This window comes from Pseudarthrobacter sp. AG30 (genome assembly GCF_003116525.1).
Taxonomy (GTDB): Bacteria; Actinomycetota; Actinomycetes; order Actinomycetales; family Micrococcaceae; genus Arthrobacter.
Map to the genome: position 1 here is coordinate 466,049 of NZ_QEHL01000003.1, position 22,613 is coordinate 488,661.

Annotated in this window: 19 protein-coding genes; 11 read left to right on the forward strand and 8 right to left on the reverse strand. The window is 67.3% G+C overall.

Annotation, left to right across the window (positions count from 1 at the left end; translation table 11 throughout):
• Positions 1-134: 134 nt before the first annotated feature.
• Entirely contained in the window at positions 135-752 is a 618-nt protein-coding gene (locus DC347_RS05365; protein ID WP_109044658.1) for a TetR family transcriptional regulator, read from the forward strand.
• Between the two features lie 12 nt (positions 753-764).
• Here DC347_RS05365 and DC347_RS05370 read toward each other — a convergent pair whose 3' ends face one another.
• Positions 765-1,589: a DUF1206 domain-containing protein gene (locus DC347_RS05370; RefSeq protein WP_109044659.1), complete on the reverse strand. Its 825-nt coding sequence runs from the start codon at positions 1,587-1,589 to the stop codon at positions 765-767.
• Between the two features lie 154 nt (positions 1,590-1,743).
• Positions 1,744-2,916, reverse strand: coding sequence for a serine hydrolase (locus DC347_RS05375; protein WP_109044660.1), 1,173 nt, complete (start codon positions 2,914-2,916; stop codon positions 1,744-1,746).
• A 90-nt stretch (positions 2,917-3,006) separates the two neighbouring features.
• On the opposite strand from DC347_RS05375, the gene DC347_RS05380 reads away from it, so the two are divergent.
• From DC347_RS05380 to DC347_RS05395, 4 genes are all read left to right on the forward strand, one after another.
• Positions 3,007-4,539 carry a S8 family serine peptidase gene (locus DC347_RS05380; RefSeq protein WP_109044661.1) on the forward strand — a complete coding sequence of 511 codons (1,533 nt, stop codon included), beginning with the start codon at positions 3,007-3,009 and terminating at the stop codon, positions 4,537-4,539.
• Positions 4,540-4,562: 23 nt separating this feature from the next.
• Positions 4,563-5,846: a serine/threonine protein kinase gene (locus tag DC347_RS05385; protein WP_109044662.1), complete on the forward strand. Its 1,284-nt coding sequence runs from the start codon at positions 4,563-4,565 to the stop codon at positions 5,844-5,846.
• A gap of 237 nt (positions 5,847-6,083) precedes the next feature.
• The gene (locus DC347_RS05390; RefSeq protein ID WP_018761201.1) at positions 6,084-7,517 is read left to right on the forward strand and encodes a flotillin family protein; all 1,434 of its coding nucleotides are present in this window, start codon (positions 6,084-6,086) and stop codon (positions 7,515-7,517) included.
• A gap of 9 nt (positions 7,518-7,526) precedes the next feature.
• Positions 7,527-7,769, forward strand: a complete 243-nt coding sequence (locus tag DC347_RS05395; RefSeq protein WP_109044663.1) for a hypothetical protein — start codon at positions 7,527-7,529, stop codon at positions 7,767-7,769.
• 23 nt (positions 7,770-7,792) lie between these two features.
• Here the strand turns inward: DC347_RS05395 and DC347_RS05400 are convergent, their stop codons facing one another.
• The 3 genes from DC347_RS05400 to DC347_RS05410 form a co-directional block, all read right to left on the reverse strand.
• On the reverse strand, positions 7,793-8,824 hold the full coding sequence (locus DC347_RS05400; RefSeq protein ID WP_109044664.1) for an aldo/keto reductase: 1,032 nt from the start codon (positions 8,822-8,824) through the stop codon (positions 7,793-7,795).
• A 14-nt stretch (positions 8,825-8,838) separates the two neighbouring features.
• Positions 8,839-9,732, reverse strand: coding sequence for an SMP-30/gluconolactonase/LRE family protein (locus DC347_RS05405; protein ID WP_018761198.1), 894 nt, complete (start codon positions 9,730-9,732; stop codon positions 8,839-8,841).
• Between the two features lie 113 nt (positions 9,733-9,845).
• The gene (locus DC347_RS05410; protein WP_109044665.1) at positions 9,846-10,625 is read right to left on the reverse strand and encodes an SDR family oxidoreductase; all 780 of its coding nucleotides are present in this window, start codon (positions 10,623-10,625) and stop codon (positions 9,846-9,848) included.
• A gap of 236 nt (positions 10,626-10,861) precedes the next feature.
• Between DC347_RS05410 and DC347_RS05415 the strand changes: the two genes are divergently transcribed.
• The gene (locus DC347_RS05415) at positions 10,862-12,328 is read left to right on the forward strand and encodes an FAD-binding oxidoreductase (RefSeq protein ID WP_018761196.1); all 1,467 of its coding nucleotides are present in this window, start codon (positions 10,862-10,864) and stop codon (positions 12,326-12,328) included.
• Positions 12,329-12,360: 32 nt separating this feature from the next.
• Here the strand turns inward: DC347_RS05415 and DC347_RS05420 are convergent, their stop codons facing one another.
• The 3 genes from DC347_RS05420 to DC347_RS05430 all read right to left on the reverse strand — a co-directional run bounded on the left by DC347_RS05420 (position 12,361) and on the right by DC347_RS05430 (position 17,491).
• Positions 12,361-14,274: a DUF2264 domain-containing protein gene (locus DC347_RS05420; RefSeq protein ID WP_109044666.1), complete on the reverse strand. Its 1,914-nt coding sequence runs from the start codon at positions 14,272-14,274 to the stop codon at positions 12,361-12,363.
• Between the two features lie 65 nt (positions 14,275-14,339).
• Positions 14,340-15,485, reverse strand: a complete 1,146-nt coding sequence (locus DC347_RS05425; protein ID WP_109044667.1) for a LacI family DNA-binding transcriptional regulator — start codon at positions 15,483-15,485, stop codon at positions 14,340-14,342.
• On the reverse strand, positions 15,482-17,491 hold the full coding sequence (locus DC347_RS05430) for a heparinase II/III family protein (RefSeq protein WP_240617695.1): 2,010 nt from the start codon (positions 17,489-17,491) through the stop codon (positions 15,482-15,484). The genes DC347_RS05425 and DC347_RS05430 overlap by 4 nt, the downstream gene beginning before the upstream one ends.
• 160 nt (positions 17,492-17,651) lie before the next feature.
• On the opposite strand from DC347_RS05430, the gene DC347_RS05435 reads away from it, so the two are divergent.
• The 5 genes from DC347_RS05435 to DC347_RS05455 are packed head-to-tail and all read left to right on the forward strand — an operon-like array spanning position 17,652 to position 22,604.
• Positions 17,652-18,665, forward strand: coding sequence for a hydroxyacid dehydrogenase (locus tag DC347_RS05435; RefSeq protein ID WP_109044668.1), 1,014 nt, complete (start codon positions 17,652-17,654; stop codon positions 18,663-18,665).
• 44 nt (positions 18,666-18,709) lie between these two features.
• Positions 18,710-19,990 (forward strand): sugar ABC transporter substrate-binding protein, encoded by a 1,281-nt coding sequence (locus DC347_RS05440; RefSeq protein WP_109044669.1) that lies wholly within the window; start codon positions 18,710-18,712, stop codon positions 19,988-19,990.
• A 9-nt stretch (positions 19,991-19,999) separates the two neighbouring features.
• Positions 20,000-20,938, forward strand: a complete 939-nt coding sequence (locus tag DC347_RS05445; protein ID WP_018761190.1) for a carbohydrate ABC transporter permease — start codon at positions 20,000-20,002, stop codon at positions 20,936-20,938.
• Complete coding sequence (locus DC347_RS05450) at positions 20,938-21,873, forward strand: carbohydrate ABC transporter permease (protein ID WP_109044670.1); 936 nt, start codon at positions 20,938-20,940, stop codon at positions 21,871-21,873. The genes DC347_RS05445 and DC347_RS05450 overlap by 1 nt, the downstream gene beginning before the upstream one ends.
• On the forward strand, positions 21,870-22,604 hold the full coding sequence (locus tag DC347_RS05455) for a DUF624 domain-containing protein (protein ID WP_109044671.1): 735 nt from the start codon (positions 21,870-21,872) through the stop codon (positions 22,602-22,604). Before DC347_RS05450 ends, DC347_RS05455 begins: the two co-directional genes overlap by 4 nt.
• Positions 22,605-22,613 lie beyond the last annotated feature (9 nt).

The window sequence follows — 22,613 nt, forward strand, 5'->3', positions numbered from 1 at the left end:
TCCTTTCAACCGTGAGCCGAAGGTACAGTGGCCCGATCGAACTATCCAACAAATGTTGGATAGTTAGAACGCTACGCCCGCGGGGGCGGTATATCCACCGCCGGCGGCCAAGATCACCAGGGAGTGTGACCGGCATGACAAAAGGACCGGATCAGGGCACGGAGGTACCGGCTGCCCGCGATCCCCGCGCGGCCAGGAGCCATGCCAGGCTCGCCGCCGCCATCCTGGAACTGGCAGCGGACCACGACGCCGGGACACTGGGGGCCGCGCAGGTCGCCGCTGCCGCGGGGGTCAACAGGTCGACGTTCTACCAGCACGCGGCATCCCCCGCCGCCTTGCTGCGGCAGGTCCTCTCCGCCGAACTGGATGCCCTGCGGGACGAGCACCTCTCCGTGTCCGGCGGCGACATTGGCCACGCCGTCGCAGCCGTAACCGCCGGGGTGGTCCGCCACGTGGATGCCCACCGCCGGATCTACCGCCACGGCCTGGCCGCCGAGCCGGGAACTGCGGGGTTGCACGGCATGCTCGGCGCCCATTTCGAGGGTTCGGTCCGCCTGCTGATCGAACGCAGGGCCATCGCCGTTCCGGCACCGGGTGGCCGCGACGTCCCGCCGCCCATGGTGGCGCGGTTCATTGCCTACGGCGTGGTGGGGGCACTGGAGTCACGCCTCCTGGAGGATCAGCCCCGGCCGGCGGAGGAATTCCTGGCGGACCTGTGGCAACTGCTTCCGGACTGGTGGCCCATCGGCTGACAAGACCGCTCCCTAGAACTTGCCGTACCGGGCCCGCGCCATGGAGTACACGCCGTAGCAGATGAGGCCGGCGGCGATGGCCGCGAGCAGGAACACGCCGTAGGGCTGTGAACCCAGTGCCTTCAGGCCGCCATCCAGTCCTGAAGACTTGGACGGATCGGCGGTCGCAGCCGCCACGATAATCAGGACACCAACGACGGCGAGGACCACTCCTTTGGCGATGTAGCCCACGGTGCCGAGCCACTCGACAGCGGTGCGGGCGTTTCCGGGATCCTGCAGGTCTTCCATGAACTTTCGGGTGAAGCCCCGGTACGCGTAGTAAACGCCGGCGGCAACGATCGCCAAGCCGACAACGACCAGCAGCACCACTCCAGCGGGCGCAGCCATGAGCTTGGCCGTAAAGTCACTGGCCGACTGGCTGGAACTCTTGGAACCGCCCGTCGCGAACACGGCGAACGTGAAGGCCAGGAAACCGAACACCACGGCCTTTCCCGCAGCGGATCCTGCCTCTTTCAGCTTCTTCTTCGAATCACTTTCGGAACGCGCACCAAACACGGCTTCGCCGACCATCCACAGAGCGAGGGCCGCGCAGGCAACCGCCCCTGCCCACAGGAGGATTCCGCCGCCGGGTTTTGAGGCAAGGGATCCGATCGCCCCTGACTGGTCCGCTTCCCCGCCCTGGCCCCGGTCCAGCTGCAGGGCGATCACGCCGATCAACACGTGGACCAGGCCGATGAACACGAAGCCGGCACGGGCCAGAATGCGTAACGCCGGGCTGCGGCTGGCCGATGCCGCTTCCGAAACTGCCCGGTTAGCTCCCTGCGACGCGTTGCCCATGGTCCGCCCTTCCAGCTATGTAGTTGATCCTCTGTTCCCACGCCAGCTTTCCCCGGCCGCAACGTGTCGCGGGATGCTTCAGTGTAGATCCGCGGGGACCATCCGGACAGGCCCCGGGTGCGGCCTTAGGCGCGGCTGACCGGCGCGTTTGTGCTCAGCGGGCAGGCTGGCAGAGCCTGTCCAGCGCCTCGTTGAGGGTGGACTCGATCTGGCCGTTGAGGAGGTCCCGGCGGCCGGTGCTGGCGGGGTCTTCAACCTCGCCGGGCATGGGCGGCGCCGTGACCGTCATTGCGGCTTGGTAGCGCCCGTCGTCGCTGCTGACGGCAACGGTCTGGAAGTCCCGGAACGAGCCCTTGCTTTCCTGCCGCATGGCCGGTGAACACTGATCCGCGAAGCGCCACAATCCCAGCCCGAAGCGGCCAAAGCCGGGGCTGGTCTTCATCTCCCGCAGCGAGGACGGGGAAACGGCCCGGCCCTGGAGGAGTGCGGCCATAAAAAGGTTCAGGTCCGCCACCGTTGACACCACACCGGATGCCGGGGAGCCGGCGACGGACGCGTCGTCGGTGGTGTCGATACGCTCGCCGTGAAGGGTGACGTAGCCATGGAGGATGTTTGGTGCCCGCGCGTCCGGCCGGTCCAGGGTGCTGTCCTTCAGCCCCAACGGGGAGAACACCTGTTCCAGCATGACCTGCGCGAATGGCTTATGGCGCAAGGCTTCCACCACGAGGCCCAGGACCACGTAGTCGGTGGTGGAGTATGTGAACAGTCCGACGTCGGAGGCCCGCCAAGGCAGCGTCCCGGCGGCCTGCACCTGCTGCTCGAGGTCCAGGGCCCGCGACAGTGCCGGGCGGAAGTCCACGTCATGGGGCAGTGCCGTGGCGGCGTCCGGCATCCCGGAAGTGTGACTCAGCAACTGGCGCACAGTGAGCGGTCCGGGCGGCCGCAGCAGGCCCGCGAGTTCAGGGACGGCGTCGATAACAGGGTCATCAAGGCCGATGAGATGGTCATCGACGAGCCGAAGCACCGTGACGGCGGTCATCGCTTGGGTGACGCCTGCTATCTCCACCCTGTCCGTGGGCTGCGCCGGGTCCAGGGAGTCGAGGTCGCGCACGCCAAAGGCCTGTGACCATTCGCCGCCCGGCCACCGGACCTGGACTACGGCCGAGACGGCGCCTTGGTTCAGGAACAGCTGGATCTGCTGCACCATAGGCTCCAAGGCAGGGGGAAAGGTACCGGGCGGAAGGGGGTCGTCCGTGTAGGTGCAGCCGGAGACGGAGAGGGCCACCGCGAGCGCCGCCCGCCTCACGATGCGGTTTTTCGAGCCCACACCTCATGGTAGGGCGGCCCGCGCCGTATTGACATGCCGGGGCCGCTGCCCATAATTGGTGGCAGCACCTCAGTGAGACCGGAGAATGGCATGACGCGTTTGGTGAGCTCACTGCTAAGGCCCCGCAACAATTCAGAGCAGCGCGGACACGACCTTCTGGTCCACACCGACGTCAACCAGCGGCAGGCCGTCCTGGTGGAACTGCAGGTGGGGCACGGGACGTTGGCCACATCCGCGGGGGCCCGGTTCGCCACGCTCTTCAACGACACCTTTTCATCGGTTGCGGATCCGCCTGCCCCGCCGCTGCAGGTCTCAACCCTGTACCTCCAGTGCCGGCTCCGGCCCGACGAGCTCATCGACCTCCTGGCCGCAGATGCGGCACACGGGGTTGCGGAGCGCACCATCTACCGTGTGTGGCCCGACTACATTGTGCGTCCGCACATCGACAGGTCGGCCGCCACTGTGCAGGCCGATGCCGCCCTGCGCACATTCGGGGCCTCGGGCCGCGGATGTGTATGGGCCGTCATCGACTCGGGCATCGACGGCACGCACCCGCATTTCCTTCCTGTCCAGGCGGGAAAAGCGGACAACCTGCATGACCCGCGGGTGGCGGATCTCCACCGCGACTTCACGGCTCTGGTCTCCGGCCCGGATGCCGACGGCTCGGCTCCCCAGGACGCAGGAGCCGTCCGCTCAGCCAAGGACCTGGTCCCGCAGGACCCGGCACCTGCCCTGGTGGACGACGTCGGACACGGGACACACGTGGCAGGGATCATCGCCGGCTCCGCTCCCCCGGCGGCAGTCATCATGATGAGCCGCTCCACCCCGGACGGGCTGCCTGAATGGACACCGCGGGAACTGGACCCCGGCCGGTCTCTGGCCGGCCTGGCTTCCGAGGCCCTGCTGGTGAGCCTGAAGGTCCTCAACAACCAGGAGCACACGCTGTCCAGCGCCGTGATCGCCGCACTGAACTACGTCAGGGCGGTCAACTCCTACGGCCGCAACATGGTGATCCACGGCGTCAACCTCTCGCTCGGCTGCGATTGGTACCCCGGTGACTTCGCAGCCGGCCAAAGCCCCCTGTGCCGGGAGATCGACCTGCTGGTGGGCTCCGGCGTCGTGGTGGTGGTCAGCGCAGGCAACGGTGGCGACGCCCGGGACGATAACGGCGACTTCTACGGCCGGCTCTCCACCATCACCGACCCGGGAAACGCAGCCAAGGCCATCACGGTCGGCTCAACGCACCGGGACCAGCCGCACGTCTTCGGGGTGTCCTATACCTCCTCCAAGGGGCCCACCCTTGACGGGCGCCTGAAGCCGGATCTTGTAGCCCCCGGCGAGCGCATCACGTCAGCAGCAGCCGGAAAGACCCGCAGCCAGGTCCCGGGCTTCAAGGACGCGACCGCTCCCATGCCCTGCTACGTCGAGGACAGCGGAACCTCGATGGCTGCCCCGCACGTTTCAGGAGCCATCGCCGCGTTCCTCTCGGCACGGCCGGAATTCATCGGCAAGCCTGAGGTGGTCAAAGACCTGTTCATGCAAAATGCAAGCTCTCTGGGCCGGCACCCGTTCTTCCAAGGCAGCGGCCTGGTGGACCTGATGCGGGTCCTGAACTCGATCTGACCACCCACCAGCCAGGAGCAGCCATGACCGGTCGCATCGGTGACCTCGACTACTACGAGCTGGCCTTCGCCGCAGATGGCAGCCCAGACCCTGGAAACCCGGCAGACGGTGCTTCCCTGGCCGCCGCCGTTGCGGATGGCAGCATCCGTGACCTTTTCGTCTTCTCCCACGGCTGGAACAGCGATGTCCGGTCCGCGCGCAGCCTCTACCAGTGGATGTTCGGCAATCTGTCCGGCCAGCTGGGACAACAGGCGGAAGGCTGCGCCGCCGTCGGAATCATCTGGCCGTCCCTGCTCTTTCCCGAGGACCAGGCAACCGCCGCGCCGGCAGCCCCGTCCACGGGGGCGGCACTGGCGGCGCACCTGGCCCCGGCGTTCCCCCGGAACGAGCAGGACCTCGGCGCGATCGGAGACCTGCTGGACCGGCAACCGGAAGATCCGCAGGAACTCGAACGCTTCCACCACCTTGCGCTCCGGCTGGTCAGCTCCCCCGTGCCGCCGCCCGAATCCGAGGACTCGAACCTGCAGGCAGCGTTGGCAGCCACCACAGCGCCCCTCCTGACCCACGCCGCCGCGCTCGCCGCCCCGTCGCAGTCGAGTGCGCAGGACATCGGGAACCCCTTCGGCATGCTGTGGAAAGGCGCCCGTGAGGTGCTGCGCGCGTTCAGTTACTACGAAATGAAGAACCGTGCCGGCGTCATCGGCAGCCAGGGACTGGGCCCGTACCTCGGTTCCCTCGCAGGACCCGGTGGCCAACCGCGCATCTACCTGATGGGGCACAGCTTCGGGGCCCGGCTGGTGGCCAACGCGCTCGCCGGGCTGCCGGCCTCCGCTGTTGGCCCTGGCAGCCCCGTCAAGTCGCTCTACCTCATCCAAGGGGCCTTCTCACACTTCAGTTTCGCGTCCCCGCTGCCCACCGACCCCGCACGGTCGGGCCTCCTGGCATCCTGTGCCGGCCGGGTGGACGGGCCGTTCATCGCCACCTTCAGCAAAGCCGACCGCGCGGTGGGGACCTGGTATCCGACGGCTAGCTTCCTCCAGCGCCAGGACAACGAGGACGTCCACGACTTCATGTACCGCTGGGAGGGGATGGGCCATGACGGCTACCAGCAGGCCGGCACAACGACGGTCCCCATGCGCCGGCCGGGTGAGTCCTACGGATTCAGCGCGGGCGGGTTCTACTGCCTTGACGCCAATGCGGTGATCTCCCAGGACCAGAACCCCTTCGCCGGCGCCCACAGCGATATCCGGCACCCCGAGGTACTGTGGCCGGTCGTGGACGCGTTCGCTGCCGCCGCCGGACGGTGAGGCTCGCCGGCCAAGACTGGACAGCCGCCGACTCCCCCGCAGGCCGCCCCGTTTTCTGTTGCCGCAGGCAAATATCAGCCCAGCTCTGGACTCTTGGGCGGGGCCCAACCAGACTGTCTACAACAGCTGGCCGGGCGCGCCGACGGCGAGATTTATTTCTACGGCGGAATTCCCGACGGCTGCATTTATTGGGGCTTTACCGTGATGCCTGTTCCGCGGCATCGAAAGGACCTGGTCATGCCGGATTTCACCGCATTCTTCCCGCTTATTGCCACCATTCTGGCGGTGCTCGTCGCCATCGGATTCATTTGGACGGCAACAAAACTGATGTGGAAGGTGGCCGAACCCAACGAAGCCCTGATCATTTCCGGGCTGACCCGCGGAACCCTCGAAACCCGGGCCGGAATGGACTTCAAGATCGTCACCGGCAAGGGCGCCCTGGTGCTGCCCGGACTCCAGACGGTGCGGACCCTCTCGCTCACGCTGAATGAGACTGAGCTCAAAGTGTCCTGCGTTACTTCCCAAGGCATCCAAGTGATCGTGGAAGGGGTTGTCATTTACAAAATCGGCGATGCCCCGCCTTTTATTGCCAATGCGGCCCGACGTTTCCTGGGCCAGCAACCAAAAATGGAAAGCCAGGTCTATAACGTTTTTGAAGGGCACCTGCGCTCCATTATTGGCAGCATGACCATGGAGGAAATCATCCGCGAACGCGACAAGCTGGGTTCGCAGGTCCGCAGCGCCAGCGGCGTGGAAATGGAGAAGCTGGGCCTCGTGGTGGATTCGCTGCAGATCAAGGACCTGCAGGACCCCACCGGGTACATCCAGAACATCGCCAAGCCGCACATCGCGCAGGTGAAGATGGAGGCCCGCATTGCCGAGGCCACCCGCAACCGCGAGGCGGCCGAAAAGGAGGCGGAGGCTGCCGCGCTGATTGCCGACGCGCAGAGCGTCTCGGCGATCAGGCAGTCAGTGGCGCAGGCGAACGCCGAACGCGCCAAAGCCAACGCTGCGCAGGCCGGCCCGCTGGCGGAGGCCACGGCCCGGCAGCAGGTGGTGGTTCAGGAGACCGAAGTTGCCAAGCTGGAGGCGGACCGGGAAGAGCAGAAGCTGCAGACCACCATCCGGAAGCCTGCCGATGCGAAAGCGTACGCCAAGCGCACCGACGCGGAGGGCCAAAAGGCCGCCGACATCTCCGCCGCAGAGGCCCTGGCCCGGCGCACCGAGCTTGAGGCCACGGCCAATGCCCGCCGAACGGAACTTCAGGCGCAGGCCAACGCCAACGCCGCAGCTGCTGCCGCCGGCGCCACCAAAGTCACCGGTGAGGCCGAGGCCGCAGCCACCAAGGCCAAGGGCGACGCGGCAGCGTCGGCAATCAAGGCCAAGGCCCTTGCAGAGGCGGACGGCATCAAGGCCCGGGCCGAGGCTTTGGGAACCAACCAGGACGCCGTCATTTCGCAGCAGCTCGCCGAAAACATGCCCGCGATCATCGCCGCAGCGGCCGAGCCCTTCTCCCACGTGGGGCAGATGACGGTCCTGAACGGCGGCGAGGGGGTCAACAAGATGCTGGGCGGGATCCTGGCCCAGGTGGGTGACTATCTGCCGGCCCTCTCGTCAGCGCTCCGCAAGGGCGGCGAGGATAAGCGTGCGCCCAAGGCTCCGGGCGCGTAGGGACCGCCGATGCACAAAGAGGTGGACCGGAGCCTGACGGGAAAGATTGGGCGGGTGACCGGCCGCATCGGGCCGGGCACCATCGGGGAGGTCATGCTGCCGTACCTGGGCGGCATCATGGCGTTCCACGCCTACCCGTATGACAAATCAAGCGGCTTCGCGGTGGGCGAGGAAGTGCTGGTGATCTACTACGACCCGCCGCAGACGGTGTACGTGGACCAACTGCCCGATGTGCTGAAGCACCCGGCGTAAAGGCCCACGCACCGCCGCCGTTCCTAGCGGCCGCCCTCCATTTTGCGGCTTCGCTGCTCCTGCGCCATCGGCCCATACGGGTAGACCCCCGTCTGCGGCAGGCTGGCCTCGGTCAGCCTGCTGACTTCTTCACTGCTGAGCCGCAGGTCGGCAGCAGCCATGTTGTCGGCCAGCTGTTCGGTGGTTCGGGCTCCCAGGATCACCGAGGTCACGGCCGGCCGGTCCGCGAGCCAGGCCAAGGCCACCTGGGCGGGGCTTACCCCGTGGCCCGCGGCGATGTTTTCGACTGCGTCAATGACCGCCCAGGTCCGGGGGTTGTCATTGCGTGCCTTCCACGCCTCCATGCCGCGTTCGGGGTTTTCACCGAGGCGGGTTGCGCCGGCCGGACGCTGGTCCCGCTTGTACTTGCCGGACAACCAGCCGCCGCCCAACGGGGACCACGGCAGCAGGCCAATCCCGGCGTCGAGGGCCGCGGGGACAATCTCGAATTCGATGTCCCGGACCAGCAGGCTGTACTGCGGCTGCAGGCTCACGGGCGCGCTCCAGCCCTGGTTGCGCGCCGTGTGGACGGCCTTGGTCAGCTGCCAGCCGAGGAAGTTGGAGAAACCGTAGTAGGCGATCTTGCCCCGGCTCACGGCGTCGTCGAGGAAGCGGAGGGTCTCTTCCAGCGGCGTGATGGGGTCCCACGCGTGCAGCTGGTAGAGGTCGATCTGGTCCACGCCCAGCCTGCGGAGGGAATCGTCCAGAGCGCGCGTCAGGCGCCGCCGCGAGGTTCCGACGTCGTTCGGTGCCGTTCCCATGGGGAAGCGTCCCTTGGTGGCGATGACCGCCGTGTCCCGGAGCGCGGGACGCTGGGCCAGCCAGCGGCCAATGATCTCCTCCGACGTGCCCGAACTGTAGACGTCGGCGGTGTCGATGAAGTTTCCGCCCGCGGCGAAGTAGCTGTCCAGGATGGCGTGCGAATCTTCCTCAGTGGCTTCCGCGCCGAACGTCATGGTTCCGAGCGCGTAGTTGGTCACGACAGTGCCGCTGTGGCCCAGGGTTCTGTACTGCATGGATGTCCTCACGTTCAGGGGTGGGTTGATGGAATGTTCCGGCCGGCCGCATCGCGGGTTCTGGTGCGGATCCGGTACAGGCTGGTGGTCGCGGTGAGATAGAGGTCCCGGCCGTCCGGGCCGCCGAAGCAGAGGTTGGAAACCGTCTCCGGGACGTCGATGGAAGCCAGCAGCTCGAAAGATGGTGAGTAGATCCTGACGGCGGGGCCTGCGGAGGTCCAGATCCTGCCCTCGACATCGACCCGGAGGCCGTCGGCTGCCCGCCCGTCGGGGAGTTCCACCACGACGCGGCCGGGCCCGCAGGCGGCATCGCGAACGTCGTAGGCCACGATCCTCAGCGGCACCCCGTGGCTGGGCCCGGCGGTGTCCGCCACGTACAGGACAGTCTCGTCCGGGGAGAACGCCAGCCCGTTGGGGTGCACGAGGTCGGTGATCACGGCGTCAAGGTTTCCGGACGCCGGATCGAGACGGAACACGTAGCAGCCTCCGTATTCCTGCTCGCCCTCGTGCCCTTCCGTGGTGCCGGGAAGGATGCCGTAGGGCGGGTCGGTGAACCAGATGGACGCGTCGCCGGCAATGACCACGTCGTTGGGCGAGTTCAGCCTGTGGCCCCGGAAGGAATCAACCAGGCCGGTCACGGTGCCGTTCCTGTCCCGTTCCACCCGGCGTCGGCCGTGGCTGCACTGCACCACGCTGCCGTCGTGGTCGAGCGTGCGCCCATTGGTGAATTCGACGTTCTGCGCGTAGTCGCGGACGGCGCCGGTGGCGGGGTCGAATTCCAGGATGCGGTTGTTGGGAATGTCGCTCCAGCGCACGGTCTGCGTCGAGGGTACCCACAGGGGCCCTTCAGCCCAGACGGTTCCCGTGTAGAGGCACTCCAAGGCGCCCGTCGTCAGTCCATCAGCCATCGGCGCACCTTCGCATAGGCACCACCATAGCCCCACGGCCGGGGCGGGGCGCCTGTCCCGCGCCGACGCCGTGGATCAGGCCGGGAGGCCGTGCAGCATGGGTGGCTTGGGGGTTACCAGACGGAGTCGCCGCGCAGGACGGCGTCGCTGCCGCCGTCGATGTAAACCACCTGGCCGCACAGGTGGGTGTTTTCCTCGCCGCCGAGCCAGGCCAGCAGGCGGGCCACGGCGATCGGTTCGGCGATGCCGTTCAACGGCATCGGGACCATCGCAAGCAGGGCTTCCCGGCCTTCGGCTGTGTCAATCAGGCCCGCCGTCATGGGGGTGGCAATGATGCCGGGGGCGACGGCGTTGAGCGGGATGCCTGCGCCGGCCCATTCCGGGGTGGCTGCCTGCCGCCGGACCCAGCGTGAGAGCGCCAGCTTGGTGGAGGCGTAGATGAGTCCCCCTGTGGTTTCCGGTTCCCGGGCCAGGACCTCGGCGCGGGCAAGCGACGCCGCTTCGTCCCCTGCCGTGAGCAGGGAAACGAGGTCGGGGTCGCTGGGCATCAGGGCGGCCATCGAGGAGACCAGCACGGCCCGCGGGGAAGGGGATCCGGCCAGGAGCGGGCGCAGGCCATCAAGGGTGGCGACGGTGCCGAAGAAATTCACCGCCACGGTAGCCGGCGTGGGGGTGGCCAGGCCGGCCACCGCGTACACGGCGTCCACCTGCTCCGCCAGGTCCCGGACTCCCTGCACCAGCGCTGTCCGCCCTGCGGGGGTTGAAAGGTCGGCGGTCACGTCAGTGCCGTGGATGTCCACGCCAATGACGCGGCCGCCCCGCTGCTCCAGCAGCTCTTTGGTTGCTTTGCCAATGCCGGAGGCGGCGCCGGTGACGACTGATATCCGGGTCATTCGATCCCCTTAAGCGTTGCTGCGGTGACGTGTTCGGTTTCACAGTAGAGGGGGTGTTGGCGGGCAGGACAGGGTCCAACGGCCCCTGTCCTGCCCGGACCGGGCCGATGGCACCGGCGCTCCCTTGACCCCGCCAGAGGCCAGGCGTATACCGAAAGAATCATCATGCTGGCCCCCGCTGGGCCCTGTATGGAGCCGGCTGCCCCTGGTCTTCGACACAAATATCTGGAGTTGTGATGGGTAGCGAACGTTTCAACGTGCTCCGCGAACAGGTCCGCGGGCAGGTCATCGAAGAGGACGACGCCGAGTATGAGGCCGCGCGCCTTGTCTACAACGGCATGATCAGCCGCCGTCCGGCAGCAGTCCTGCGGGTCTCGCAGGTGGCGGACGTCCTGGCGGCCGTCCGGTTCGCCAGGGGCCTCGGGATCGAGGTCGCCGTGCGTGGCGGCGGACACAGTGCCCCGGGATTTGGGACGGTCGACGGCGGCCTGGTCCTTGATTTCTCGGCCCGCCGCGGCGTCCGCGTAGACCCCGCGGCACGGCTGGCCCGGGTGGAGCCCGGCGCCACGTGGGCGGACTACAACCACGCTGCGCATGCGTTCGGGCTGGCCAGTACCGGCGGGATTATCGGTTCAACCGGGGTCGCCGGCCTCACGCTCGGCGGGGGCATCGGCTACCTTTCCCGGAAGTATGGGCTGAGCTGCGACAACCTTGCATCAGCGGACGTGGTCCTTGCCGACGGGACCTTCGTCACGGCCAGCGAAGCGGAAAACGTGGACCTCTTTTGGGCGCTGCGGGGCGGAAGCGGCAACTTCGGCGTGGTGACGTCGATGGAATTCCGGCTGCACCCGGTGGACATGGTGCATGTGGGGATCATGTTCTTCGATGCATCGGCCGGTGCCGCGGTGGGCGCTGCCTACCGGGAGTGGATCGCCGCCGAGCCCGACGAGATGGGGGCCTTCCTTGGATTCCACCAGGGACCGCCGGTCCCGTTCCTTCCCGAAGAATGGCACGGGAAGCCGGTGGCCGTGATTGCCGGCATGTGGACGGGCGATCTTGACGCGGGACCGGCACACTGGCAGAAGATGCTTGACGCGGGGACGGTGCTGGGCAGCTTTTTCGCACCCATGCCGTACCCGGCGCTGAACGTCATGTTCGACGGACTCAGCGGCGTTCCGGGACTGCAGGGTTACTGGAAGGCTGATTTCCTCCGCACCCTCAGCGACGAGGCGTTGCGGACCGCCGTCGAGTACGCACCGGGTATTCCCAGCGTCCACTCGGCCAACCACTTCTATCCGATCGACGGGGCGGTCCAGAGGGTGGCGCCCGAGGCCACCGCGTTCGCGTACCGCGACGTTGACTTTGCGCCGGTCATCGCGGCGCAGTGGCCCGACCCGGCGGAAAACGAGCGAAACATTGCCTGGGTCCGGGAATATTGGTCCGCGCTGCACGAGTTCTCCGAGCCCGGCGGCTACCTTAACTTCCAGGACGCCGACGACCAGTCCCGGATCGAGGACACCCTCGGATCGAACTATGCGCGGCTTGCCCACCTGAAGGCGAAGTACGACCCCGACAACTTCTTCCATGTGAACCAGAACATCAAGCCCGCCGCGGCAGGGGCCACGGCGCCATCGGAGGCGGCGCCGCACGAGGCCGCTGCGCCGCCCGCGGCACATCCGGCCGAGGGCGCCGCAACGTCCTGAGGTGCAGTGGGCCCGTGCGGAAGGTGCCGGACCTACGGCCGGAGCTGAGCCCACACGGCGGCGGGGTCCACGGCAGTGCCGTCGGCAAACACGAACAGGCCGTCCCCGCGGAAGCCGGCGGCGTCCAGTTCGGTGGTGAGTCCGTTCCCGCCGAGTCCGACGACGGCCGCGTAATCTCCGTCAGCCGCCGGACCGGCGGTGCCGGCCCACGGAATGGCCACCTGCTCCCCCACCGGGTGCGGCGCCTCCGACTGCCACGTGCCGGCGTCGTCAAGGTCCTGCCCCCGGCCCACGGGACGGACCATACTGCTGAGCGTGGACCCGGCGGGGACCGGCCACCCGCCGATCCGCAGCCGCGCGGCCGCCCCGGACGCCCCGCGCACACGCACCAGGCGAAGCTCGACGGCGCCGCGCGTCACCGAAACAACCGTCACTTCCGGACCGGGCGTGGCAATCCCGGCAGCTCCGCTGCCGTGGTCCGGACCGCCGTCGGGATCGATCGCGATCCAGTGCGTGGCCGCACGGGAGGCGCCCACCTGCACCCCGCCGGCGCCGAATTGGCCCAGGAAATCAAACCCGGTGCGGTGCGTCAGCCGCCCGCCGGCATCGGCGAACACCACCGCGTTGTCCAGGGACTCGGACGCCAGGTCCGGGAAGGTGGCCGTGGAGTAACCCAGGCGTGCGTACAGCGGTGAATCAGCCACCCGGGTTCCGGGGTTGGCGTGGTCGGTTCCATGGTTACGGACCCGGACCACGCCGTCCGCTGCCGTGCCATCCACCTGCCAGCCCGGGGCCGGGATGAACAGCCGGGTGTCTGCGGTCTCCACCGGCAACGGCTCCTCGACGGCGGTCCACGCCGGATGGTCCGCCGGAAGGGCCAGGCCCAGCATCCCCTTGGCCGCCCAGTAGGGCGAACCTGCGCCGGAGTAGGACTGCTTCATGCCCGGGAACTCGCCGTGGAACCCAATGGTGAGCAGGCCGTCGTCGTTCGTCGCCCCACGGCCCATGAAATAGGCCAGGACACCGGACGCTGCCCGCCGCGAAACACCGGGGCTCAACCGGGTATGGCCCAGCAGCTGGCCGCTCCAGAACGGGGCTGCCGCCGCAAAGCGGTAGATCAGGCTGCGGCCCTGGACCAGGGGCGCGCCGTCCGCCCCCACCAGGTGGATGGCGTCGTCGAGGAAGTCCGCCAGCCGGCCGCCGTCCAGCGCCGCCCGCGCCTGCACCCGGGGATCCCCGGGCGCCATGAGCTGCAGCAACTGCGGATACACCTGGAAGGCCCAGCCCACGTAGTGGTCGTACGCGCGCTCCGGCCCGTCGGCGAACCAGCCGTGGCCGCGGTGGAGGGAGTCATGGACGGCCAGGCCGGCGTCGATATCGGCATCCGAAGACCTGCCGCCAACGCCGGCGAGGAAGATCTCCACCACGATCTGGAACCACACCCAGTTGATTGGTGGGTAGGTTTCACCAATCACCGTCTCTAACCAGGCGATCAGTTGTTCCTGCACCCGGCGGGGCAACGTGTCCCAGAGGATGTCGCGGGTCAGGGCCAGTCCAACGGCCAGCGATGCGGCTTCCACCTTGGCCTGGTCCAGTTCGCCCGGCGTGGGCCAGCGGTCGGGGTTGGCGGGGTCGGTGCCGGCGTCGAGCCCTTTCGCGTACCAGTCCGCGAGCCAGCGGGTGCCCTCCGGGTCTCCGGCGATCCGGAAGGAGGCGAGCAGGAATGTGCGGGCGAAGGCTTCGAGCGAGTCGCTTCGGCGACCGTAGGCGCTGGTGGCGCCCGGCAGGAACAGGTTGGCGTGGTCGTCGGTGGCGAATCTGTGCGCCGAGCGCAGGAGGTGGTCCGCGTAGGCGCACCAGTGCTCACGGGTGAGGCCGGTGTAGGGCGACAAGTCCCGGTCCAGCGGGGGAAGGACAAGGGCGAGGGGACGTGCAGGGACAGGCATGGATTCCTAGGGGTGTGTGTTGCCCGCGGGCCGGGCAGTGGGCGGCCCGCGGAGCGGCATCGTGATTACGGCGAGTCCAGCAGCGCACCCGTGGCAGCGCGCGGCGCCCCCACCGATGAATCACGCAGGATCAGGTCGGGATTCAGTTCCACCCGGTGCACAGGCCGCATCCGGCCCTCGGCGAGCCGGGCGGCCACGAGCTGGACCGCCACCTTGCCCACGTACTGCTTGGGCGGGCGGACGGCTGAAATGGCGGGTTCGCCGAGGTAGGCCACCTCGTCGTCATATCCCACCACAGCGATGTCCCCCGGCACGGCAAGTCCACGGTCCACGCAGTGCTGGACGAATGCGACCGCCTGGGTGTCCGAATGCACCAAGATGGCGGTGGTACCGGTTGCGGAGCAGAGTGCCAGCACCTGGTCGAAGTGCTGTGCCCGGTCACCGTTGACCTGTTTCACGGAGTCTTCGAGGACGGCTCCCTGGACTGGAATCTTGAGCGCGGTGAGGGCCTGCTGCCAACCCCGGACGACGTGCGGGCTGGTGGGACTGGAGGAGTCCGTCAGGCAGCCGATCCGCCGGTGCCCTTCCTGCCACAGGTGCCGTACGGCCATGCCGGCGCCAAAGGCATGGTCCGTGGCCACCCACTCGAGCCGGTGCGCCGGAACCTCGGGCGGCGAGCGGCGTTCGGCCAGGACCACCGGGATGGGCAGCGCGTTAAGCCACCGCAGCAGCTCCTGCCCGTGCTCCCCGCCCATGTCCGGTGCCACGATCAGTCCGTCGATGTTCTGGGTATCCAGGAGGGCCTGGACCTGCCGCCGGTTGTCTGCAGCGTCGTAGGCGGAGCCGCGGACCAGGATCCGGAGGTTCTGGACTTCCGCTTCGGCACGCGCCCCGCTGATCACCTGCGGCCAGTAGTAGTCCAGCGACGGGACCACCATGCCGATCGAATAGCTGTGGTTGGCCGGCCGGCCCGCCGCGGTGCGGTCCAGGGGGCTGGGCAGTGTGGCACCGCCGTGGACCCGGGACACCAGCCCTTCATCCGCCAGGGTGTTCACGTCGCGGCGGATGGTCAGCTCACTGACCCCGAACCGCGCCGCAATGTCCCTGACGGTGATGGCGCCATGGGCGCGCAGCTCCTCCATGAGCCGTTCCCGGCGCTGCAGGGAAAACAACGATTTTCCTTCCGCTCCGGCGGATGGCTCAGGACTCATGGTGTTGCCTCCACAGTGAGGGTGAATGCGCCTGGGGCGCCGGACGGGGTTGGCGCGCGGAAGCGCAGGCGGGTGAGTTTCGGTCCCCAGACGACGGACAGCAGCGGGTCTTCCAGGTGCCATTCATCCACGAGGACGACGGCGGATCCAGGCTCCCAGCGCAAGGCGGCTCCCCGCCCGGTTGCCGCGGCGCCTCCGCAGTCCGTGCCGGGAATACCGGCCGGGTGGACTTCCGCGCTGCCCGCCGGACCGACACGGACGGTGCCGGAGGCCAGGAACGTGATGTCGACGTCGGACGCCGCTCCATCCGGTGCTGGAGCGTGCGGGCCTTCACTGTGCGGGCCGGCAGGGAGGTCCCAGTGGTCGGCAATAGTGACCCGGCCCATGACCCGGTCCAGGGTGGACGTGCGGATCCACTGGTGCGGCTGCAGCCCGTAGGCTGCCCCCAGGGCGAGTCGGAGTCGTGGCTGCTCCGCCGTGGGCAACCCGAGGACTTCGGCGGCGAACCCGCTGCCTGTTCCCTGCTCCATGCCGAACGGGGCAGGGACGTTGTGCCAGTTGCTCTGCATGGCGCGGATATCGTAGCGGTCCGGACCAAACGTCTTTGCGGTGTACGTGGGCTGGCCGGCGTCCACCAGCACGGGGGTGCCGTCCACGGCAACCACCACGGATCCGACGTCGCGGTGGTTGTGGTGCTCGCCGTTGTGGCCGCCCTTGGCGGCGAGGAGGAGGCCGCGGGTGGAACCTGCCGTTTCCCGGGCAACCATGATCTGGACCGACGGCAGGTAGGTGAACGCCACCAGCGGGAAGGCGCCATTGACGCCTTGGGGACGCCCGGGCGCCGACGCACTCCGGAACAGCGAATGCAGGACGCGGCCCAACCCGGCGGCCGCATCCGGCGCTCCGGAGAGCATCGAGGCCGCGTGCCGTGCCGCGTCATCGTCCCCCAGGCGCACTGCCCAGCGGTGGAGCATGTCCCACGGAAGGGCCGTGGCGGCGCGTGCGGGCCCATCCGCCACGTTCAGGAACCAGTGGCCGCCGATGTGCATCCGGTGCGGGAAGGCAACGAGCTCCCGGATCACCGGCAAGCCGGCACCGAGGACGCCCGCGGTGGCCTCCTCCAGCAGCGCCAGGCCCTCCAAGGCGCGGCCCGCCCCATTCCACCAATAGGCAAAACCTTCGTCGATGGCGCCGTCCGCCGGAATGGCGGCCAGGAAACGGTCCATCCCCTCGATGCAGCGGGCCAGGACCCGAGCCTGCAGGCGGGAATCGTCCACCAGGAACAGCGCCGCGACGATGAGGTTCGAATGGATCCACGGATTCCAGTTGTGGACGTCACCGTCCAGGCCCAGCCAGTGCCAGTCGAGCCGTTCCAGGAAGGGCTGGATCACGCGTTGGTGGACTTCCTCGCGCAGGCGCTTCCGCAGGCCGGGCGCCCGGCTGTCCAGGCGGGCACCGAGGACGTGGTCAAGCCAGGCCAGCTGTGCGGCCACCTCGCCGGCGCCCAGGTCGAGGAACGGCCGCCCCCGGTCAGGAACCACGTCCCCGGAGCAGCGGAATACGTCGTCGTGTGCCGCCCAGGACCAGGAGCTTTGCTCGCAGAGGAGGTAGGCGCCGTCCACAACATCGTCAAGCCACCCGTCAGCTTCATCACCGTCGGCAGCGGTCAGGGCCATCACCACGGCTCGGGTGAGTCTCTGCTGCCTGGCAGCCACCAGATCCTCGTAGGCGGTGCGGTTGCCGTCACGGAAGTAGCGCGCGTAGTGGGAAACCAGCGGTTGCGGCCAAGGCGTTCCGTGTTCCAGGACCGCCTGATGCTGCAGCGCCGCCAGGCTGGTTCCGGACACAGCGCGCCAGGCTCGATCGCCTGACGGGCGGACGGTGATGCGGGCCTCCGCGCCCTCGAGGGCGCGCAGCAGCTCATCCGGCCGGGCGTGCGTCCCCCACGCCGATGCAAGGGGGGCGCCGGGCGGCGTTGCCGCGCCGGGGATTAACGGAACAGGCATCAAAAATCGATTCTGTTGTTCGATCATGATCGTTTGAGGGTGATCTAGATCATCTTGGTTGTTCTGTCTTGTTCATGAGTATGTACTGATTGTTAGATGTGATGCAAGACATGAACAGCGGCCCGATCCGCTCTCCAACCAATGAAGAAAGGAGGCCCGAATGTCGCGTAAACCCAAGGCCCTGCTGGTCATGAACCAGGGAACCTTTGCCGACCAGTTCGATTCCCTGCGGCTCGACCGGCTGGCGGGCCTGGTGGACCTGGGCAAAGCGCCGTGGACCGATTCCCTGGACAACCCGGCGATCACCGGCCACCTGGCCGACGTCGAAATCCTGCTGACCAGCTGGGGGGTGCCCCGCCTCGACGCGCCTGCCCTGGCACGGATGCCCAACCTGCGTGCGGTGTTCCATTGTGCCGGTACAGTTCGCAGCTTCGTCACTCCGGAGTTGTGGAAACGCGGCATCGTGGTGACGAACGGCGCCGACGCAAACGCCATCCCGGTAGCCGAGTTCACTTTCGCTTCGATCGTGCTGGCCGGCAAGAAGGCCCACGTGCTCGCGAACGACGCACGCATCCACCGCGAGGACTGGGGCTACGCCACGTCACGCGGGGAGTTGGGCAACATCGGCCGGGTGATCGGCGTGATCGGGTTCTCCCGCATCGGCCGCCGGGTGGTCCGGCTGGTCCAGCAGCTGCAGGACGTGACCTGCCTGGTCAGCGACCCCCATGCGGACTCCGCGGCCGTGGCGGACGCCGGCGGGAAACTGGTGTCCCTGCAGGAGCTGCTGGAGTCCTCGGACATCGTCACGGTCCACGCCCCGGCCCTGCCGGAAACCCGGCACATGATCGGGTCCGCCGAGCTGCAGGCCATGAAGGACCACGCAACACTGATCAACACCGCGCGGGGTTCACTGGTGGACACCAAGGCCCTCGAAGCCGAGTGCGCCACGGGCCGGATCCAGGCCTTGTTGGATGTCACCGAACCCGAACCGCTCCCGGCGGACTCGATTCTCTACGACCTTCCCAACGTGGAGATCACTCCGCACATCGCAGGCTCCCTGGGAACGGAAACCCGGCGGATGTCCGATGCAGCACTGAACGACCTTGAACGCTACCTGACCGGGCAGCAACTCGCGGCGCAAGTGGTCTCAGCAGACCTCTCCCTCAGCGCCTGAACAACCTCACGCCGCACACAACCAAAACCTCAAAGGAGAACGCAATGAAGCGCAGGACTTTCACCGCCATGGCGCTGGCCGTCACCGCAGGTCTCGGCCTGTCCGGATGCGCCGGGGCCGCAGGCACGGCACCGCAGGCCCAGGACGGCAAGACCACGTTGACGGTATCCGTGTGGAACTACGCAGGGACACCGGAATTCAAGGCCCTCTTCGACGGCTACGAAGCCAGCCACCCCAACGTCCACATCGAACCCGTTGACATCCTGGCCGACGACTATCCGCAGAAAGTCACCACCATGCTGGCCGGCGGCGACACCACCGACGTCCTGACCATGAAGAACGTCATCGACTATGCCCGCTACGCGAACAACGGCCAGCTCCAGGAAATCAACAACGTGGTGGACGCCGTGGGCAAGGACAAGCTGGCAACCCTTGACGCATTCAACATCAACGGCAAGTACTACGCGGCCCCGTACCGCCAGGACTTCTGGCTGCTCTACTACAACAAGGACCTCTTCAAGGCGGCCGGCATCGACGACCCCAAGGACCTGACCTGGGACAAGTACGCCGAGATCGCCAAGAAACTCAGCGGCACCACCCCCGACGGCAAGAAGGTCTACGGTACCTACCAGCACATCTGGCGCTCGGTGGTGGAAGCCATCTCCGCGGCCCAGAACGGCAAGGACCAGAACAGCGGCGACTACAGCTACTTCAAGGACCAATACACCATGGCCCTTGACCTGCAGAAGAGCGGCGCCTCCCTGGACTACGCAACGGCCAAGAGCCAGAAGACCAGTTACAGGACCATGTTCGAAAGCGGCCAGGCCGCCATGATGCCCATGGGCACCTGGTACATCGCCGGCCTGCTGCAGGCCAAGAAGGACGGCAAGACCAACGTCAACTGGGGCCTTGCACCCATGCCGCAGAAGGACTCGAACGGCAAAACCACCACCTTCGGCTCCCCCACCGCCTTCGCCGTGAACAAGAACGCCACCCACTCCGACGAGGCCAGGAAGTTCATCGAGTGGGCCGCCGGCGAAGAAGGAGCCAAGGCCATCTCCAAGGTGGGCGTGGTCCCGGCCCTCCAGGACGACGCCGTGACGGACGCCTACTTCAAGCTCGACGGCATGCCCACCGATACCCTGTCCAAGAAGGCATTCGCGCCGGACAGCACCGCCCTGGAGATGCCGGTCAGCGACAAGTCCGCGGCCACGGACAAGATCCTGAACCAGGAGCACGACCTCATCATGGTCGGTGAGAAGTCGGTTGCCGACGGAATCGCCGAGATGGGCAAGCGTGTCAAGAGCGAAGTCCTGGGCCAGTAACAGGCAGCCATGACAACCAAAACCATCACCCCGGCCGCCGCGCCCGCTGCAGCCCCGGCTCCCGGCCGGGGCAACCGGAAACAGGCGCGGCGCAACACCCTGATCGGCTGGACGTTCATCCTGCCGAACTTCCTGGGATTCCTGGCCTTCACGCTCATCCCGGTGCTGGCCGCATTCGCCCTTTCCTTCATGGAATGGACCTCCTTCAGTGCCCCCAAGTGGGTGGGACTGGCGAACTTCCAGCGGATGCTGGCCAGCGACTCCTTCTGGGTGGCCCTGCGGAACACCGTGGTCTACGCGATCGGGCACGTGCCGCTGACCATGGCCCTGGCCCTGCTGCTGGCCATGCTGCTGAACCGCAAGCTCAAAGGCATCGGCTTCTTCCGGGTGGCCATCTTCTTCCCGTACATCACCTCCCTGGTGGCCGTCGCCGTCGTCTGGAACATGCTCTTCAGCCCGGACAACGGACCCATCAACCAGTTCCTGCACGCGATCGGCATCGCCAACGCGCCGGGCTGGACCTCCAGCTCGGACTGGGCACTTCCCGCCGTCATCATCACCAGCGTCTGGCGGGACATGGGCTATTACATGGTGCTGTACCTGGCGGGCCTGCAGGCCATCCCCTCGGAACTTTACGAGGCCGCGGAGGTTGACGGCGCCAGCGCCTGGCAGCGGTTCTGGAACGTCACCATTCCGTCGCTGCGGCCCACCACGTTCTTCGTGGTGGTCATGCTGACGGTTTCCAGTTTCAAGGTCTTCGACCTCATCGTGGTGATGACCAACGGCGGTCCCGGCCGCTCCACCACGGTCCTGTCCCAGCTCATCTACCAGGAGGGCATCGGCGAGGGGAAGTTCGGCTACTCGTCCGCGATCTCGCTCGTGCTGTTCCTGATCGTGCTGACGGTCACCGTCCTGCAGTTCAAGATCCAACAGCGGAGGGAACGCTGATGACCAACATGGCCGAAGACCTCAAGGCCGAGTCCCGGCTCCTGGGAATCGGGCTTCCCCCGAACACCGCCGAAGAGGACCGCCGCACCGAACGCCGCCGTTCACCGCGGGAGCAGAAAAAACGCACCACAGACCTTGTCATCTACGCCGTGCTGGCCGTGCTCGTGGTGGCGCTCATGGTGCCGTTCATCTGGATGGTCTCCTCCTCGCTGAAGGAAAACAACCAGGTCCTCACGGTGCCCATCCAGTGGATTCCCAGCGAGTTCGTGTGGAGCAACTACACGGACATCTGGACCCGGATCCCCATGATGGGGTACCTGCAGAACTCGCTGTACCTGGCCGTGATCATCACCTGCCTGCAGGTGGTCACCGGATCGCTGGCAGCCTACGGCTTCTCCAAGGTCCGTTTCCCGGGCCGGGACGTCCTGTTCCTCTGCTACATCGGCACCATCGCCGTGCCCTGGCAGGCCTACATGGTGCCGCAGTACATCATGATGCAGAACCTGGGCCTGACCAACAGCTTCAACGCCCTGATCCTGCTCCAGGCGTTCGGCGCATTCGGTGTTTTCCTGATGCGGCAGTACTACATGACCATCCCTGATGAACTGTGCGAAGCCGCCCGGATCGATGGCTTGAGCGAATACGGGATCTGGGCCCGGGTGATCCTGCCGCTGTCCAAGCCGGCGCTGGCCAGCCTGGCACTGCTGACGTTCGTGAACACGTGGAACGACTACATGGGCCCGTTCATCTACCTCACCTCCAACCGGCTCTGGACCGTTCAGCTGGGGCTGCGTTCCTTCGTGGGCCAGTTCGACGCCGAGTACGCCATGATCATGACCGGGTCCGTCATCTCGGTGATCCCCATCCTGGCCATCTTCCTCATCGGGCAGCGGTACTTCATCCAGGGCATCGCCACGAGCGGGATGAAGGGATGACCTCCGTGGCGCAGGACCACACGTCCCGGCCGGGTGGGCCCCCACGGCGCAGCCTGGCCGGGCGCATCCCCAACCCCGGGTTCGACGCGTTCGGCAGCATTTTCGGCTTCATCTACACCTTCCTGGCCGGTAATGTGCTCGTGGCGCTCGCCAACGCCCCGCTGGTGCTGTGCCTTGCCCTGGTGGCGGATCCGGCCGCGGCATGGCCTTTCTTCCTGGCGCTGTGCGTCACCGTTGCGCCGTCGCTCGCCGGACTCTTCGCCTCCTTCCAGGCATTGCACGACGACGGCGCCGCGGCCAAGCCGGTGGCCTCCTTCCTGCGGGGCTACCGGCGCGGTTTCCGTCGGGCGGCCCTGCTCGGAGTCGCGGCCGTGGCGGTACTGCTCTTCCTTGGCGTGGACCTGGCGATCGTGCAGTCCATGCCGGCCGCCGCACTCCTGGTGCCCGTGATCGTGGTGGCCGCCGCGATGACCGTGAGCGTGGCCGTGATGGCGATTGCCGGCGTCGTACTCCTTCCCGGCAGCGGGCTGAAAAGCCTGCTCAAGGCGTCCCTCTACCTGTCCGTCCAGCGCTGGTACCTGAGCCTGGCCATGCTGGTGCTGCTGGGGATCATTGCCTCCGCGGCCGTGCTGCAACCGCTCCTGGGCGTGGCCCTGGCACCGGCACCGCTGCTGTTTGTGGCTTGGAGCAACGCCGCCTATGCCTACTCTTCCGTCCTGCGTACTTCCTAGGATTCCCTC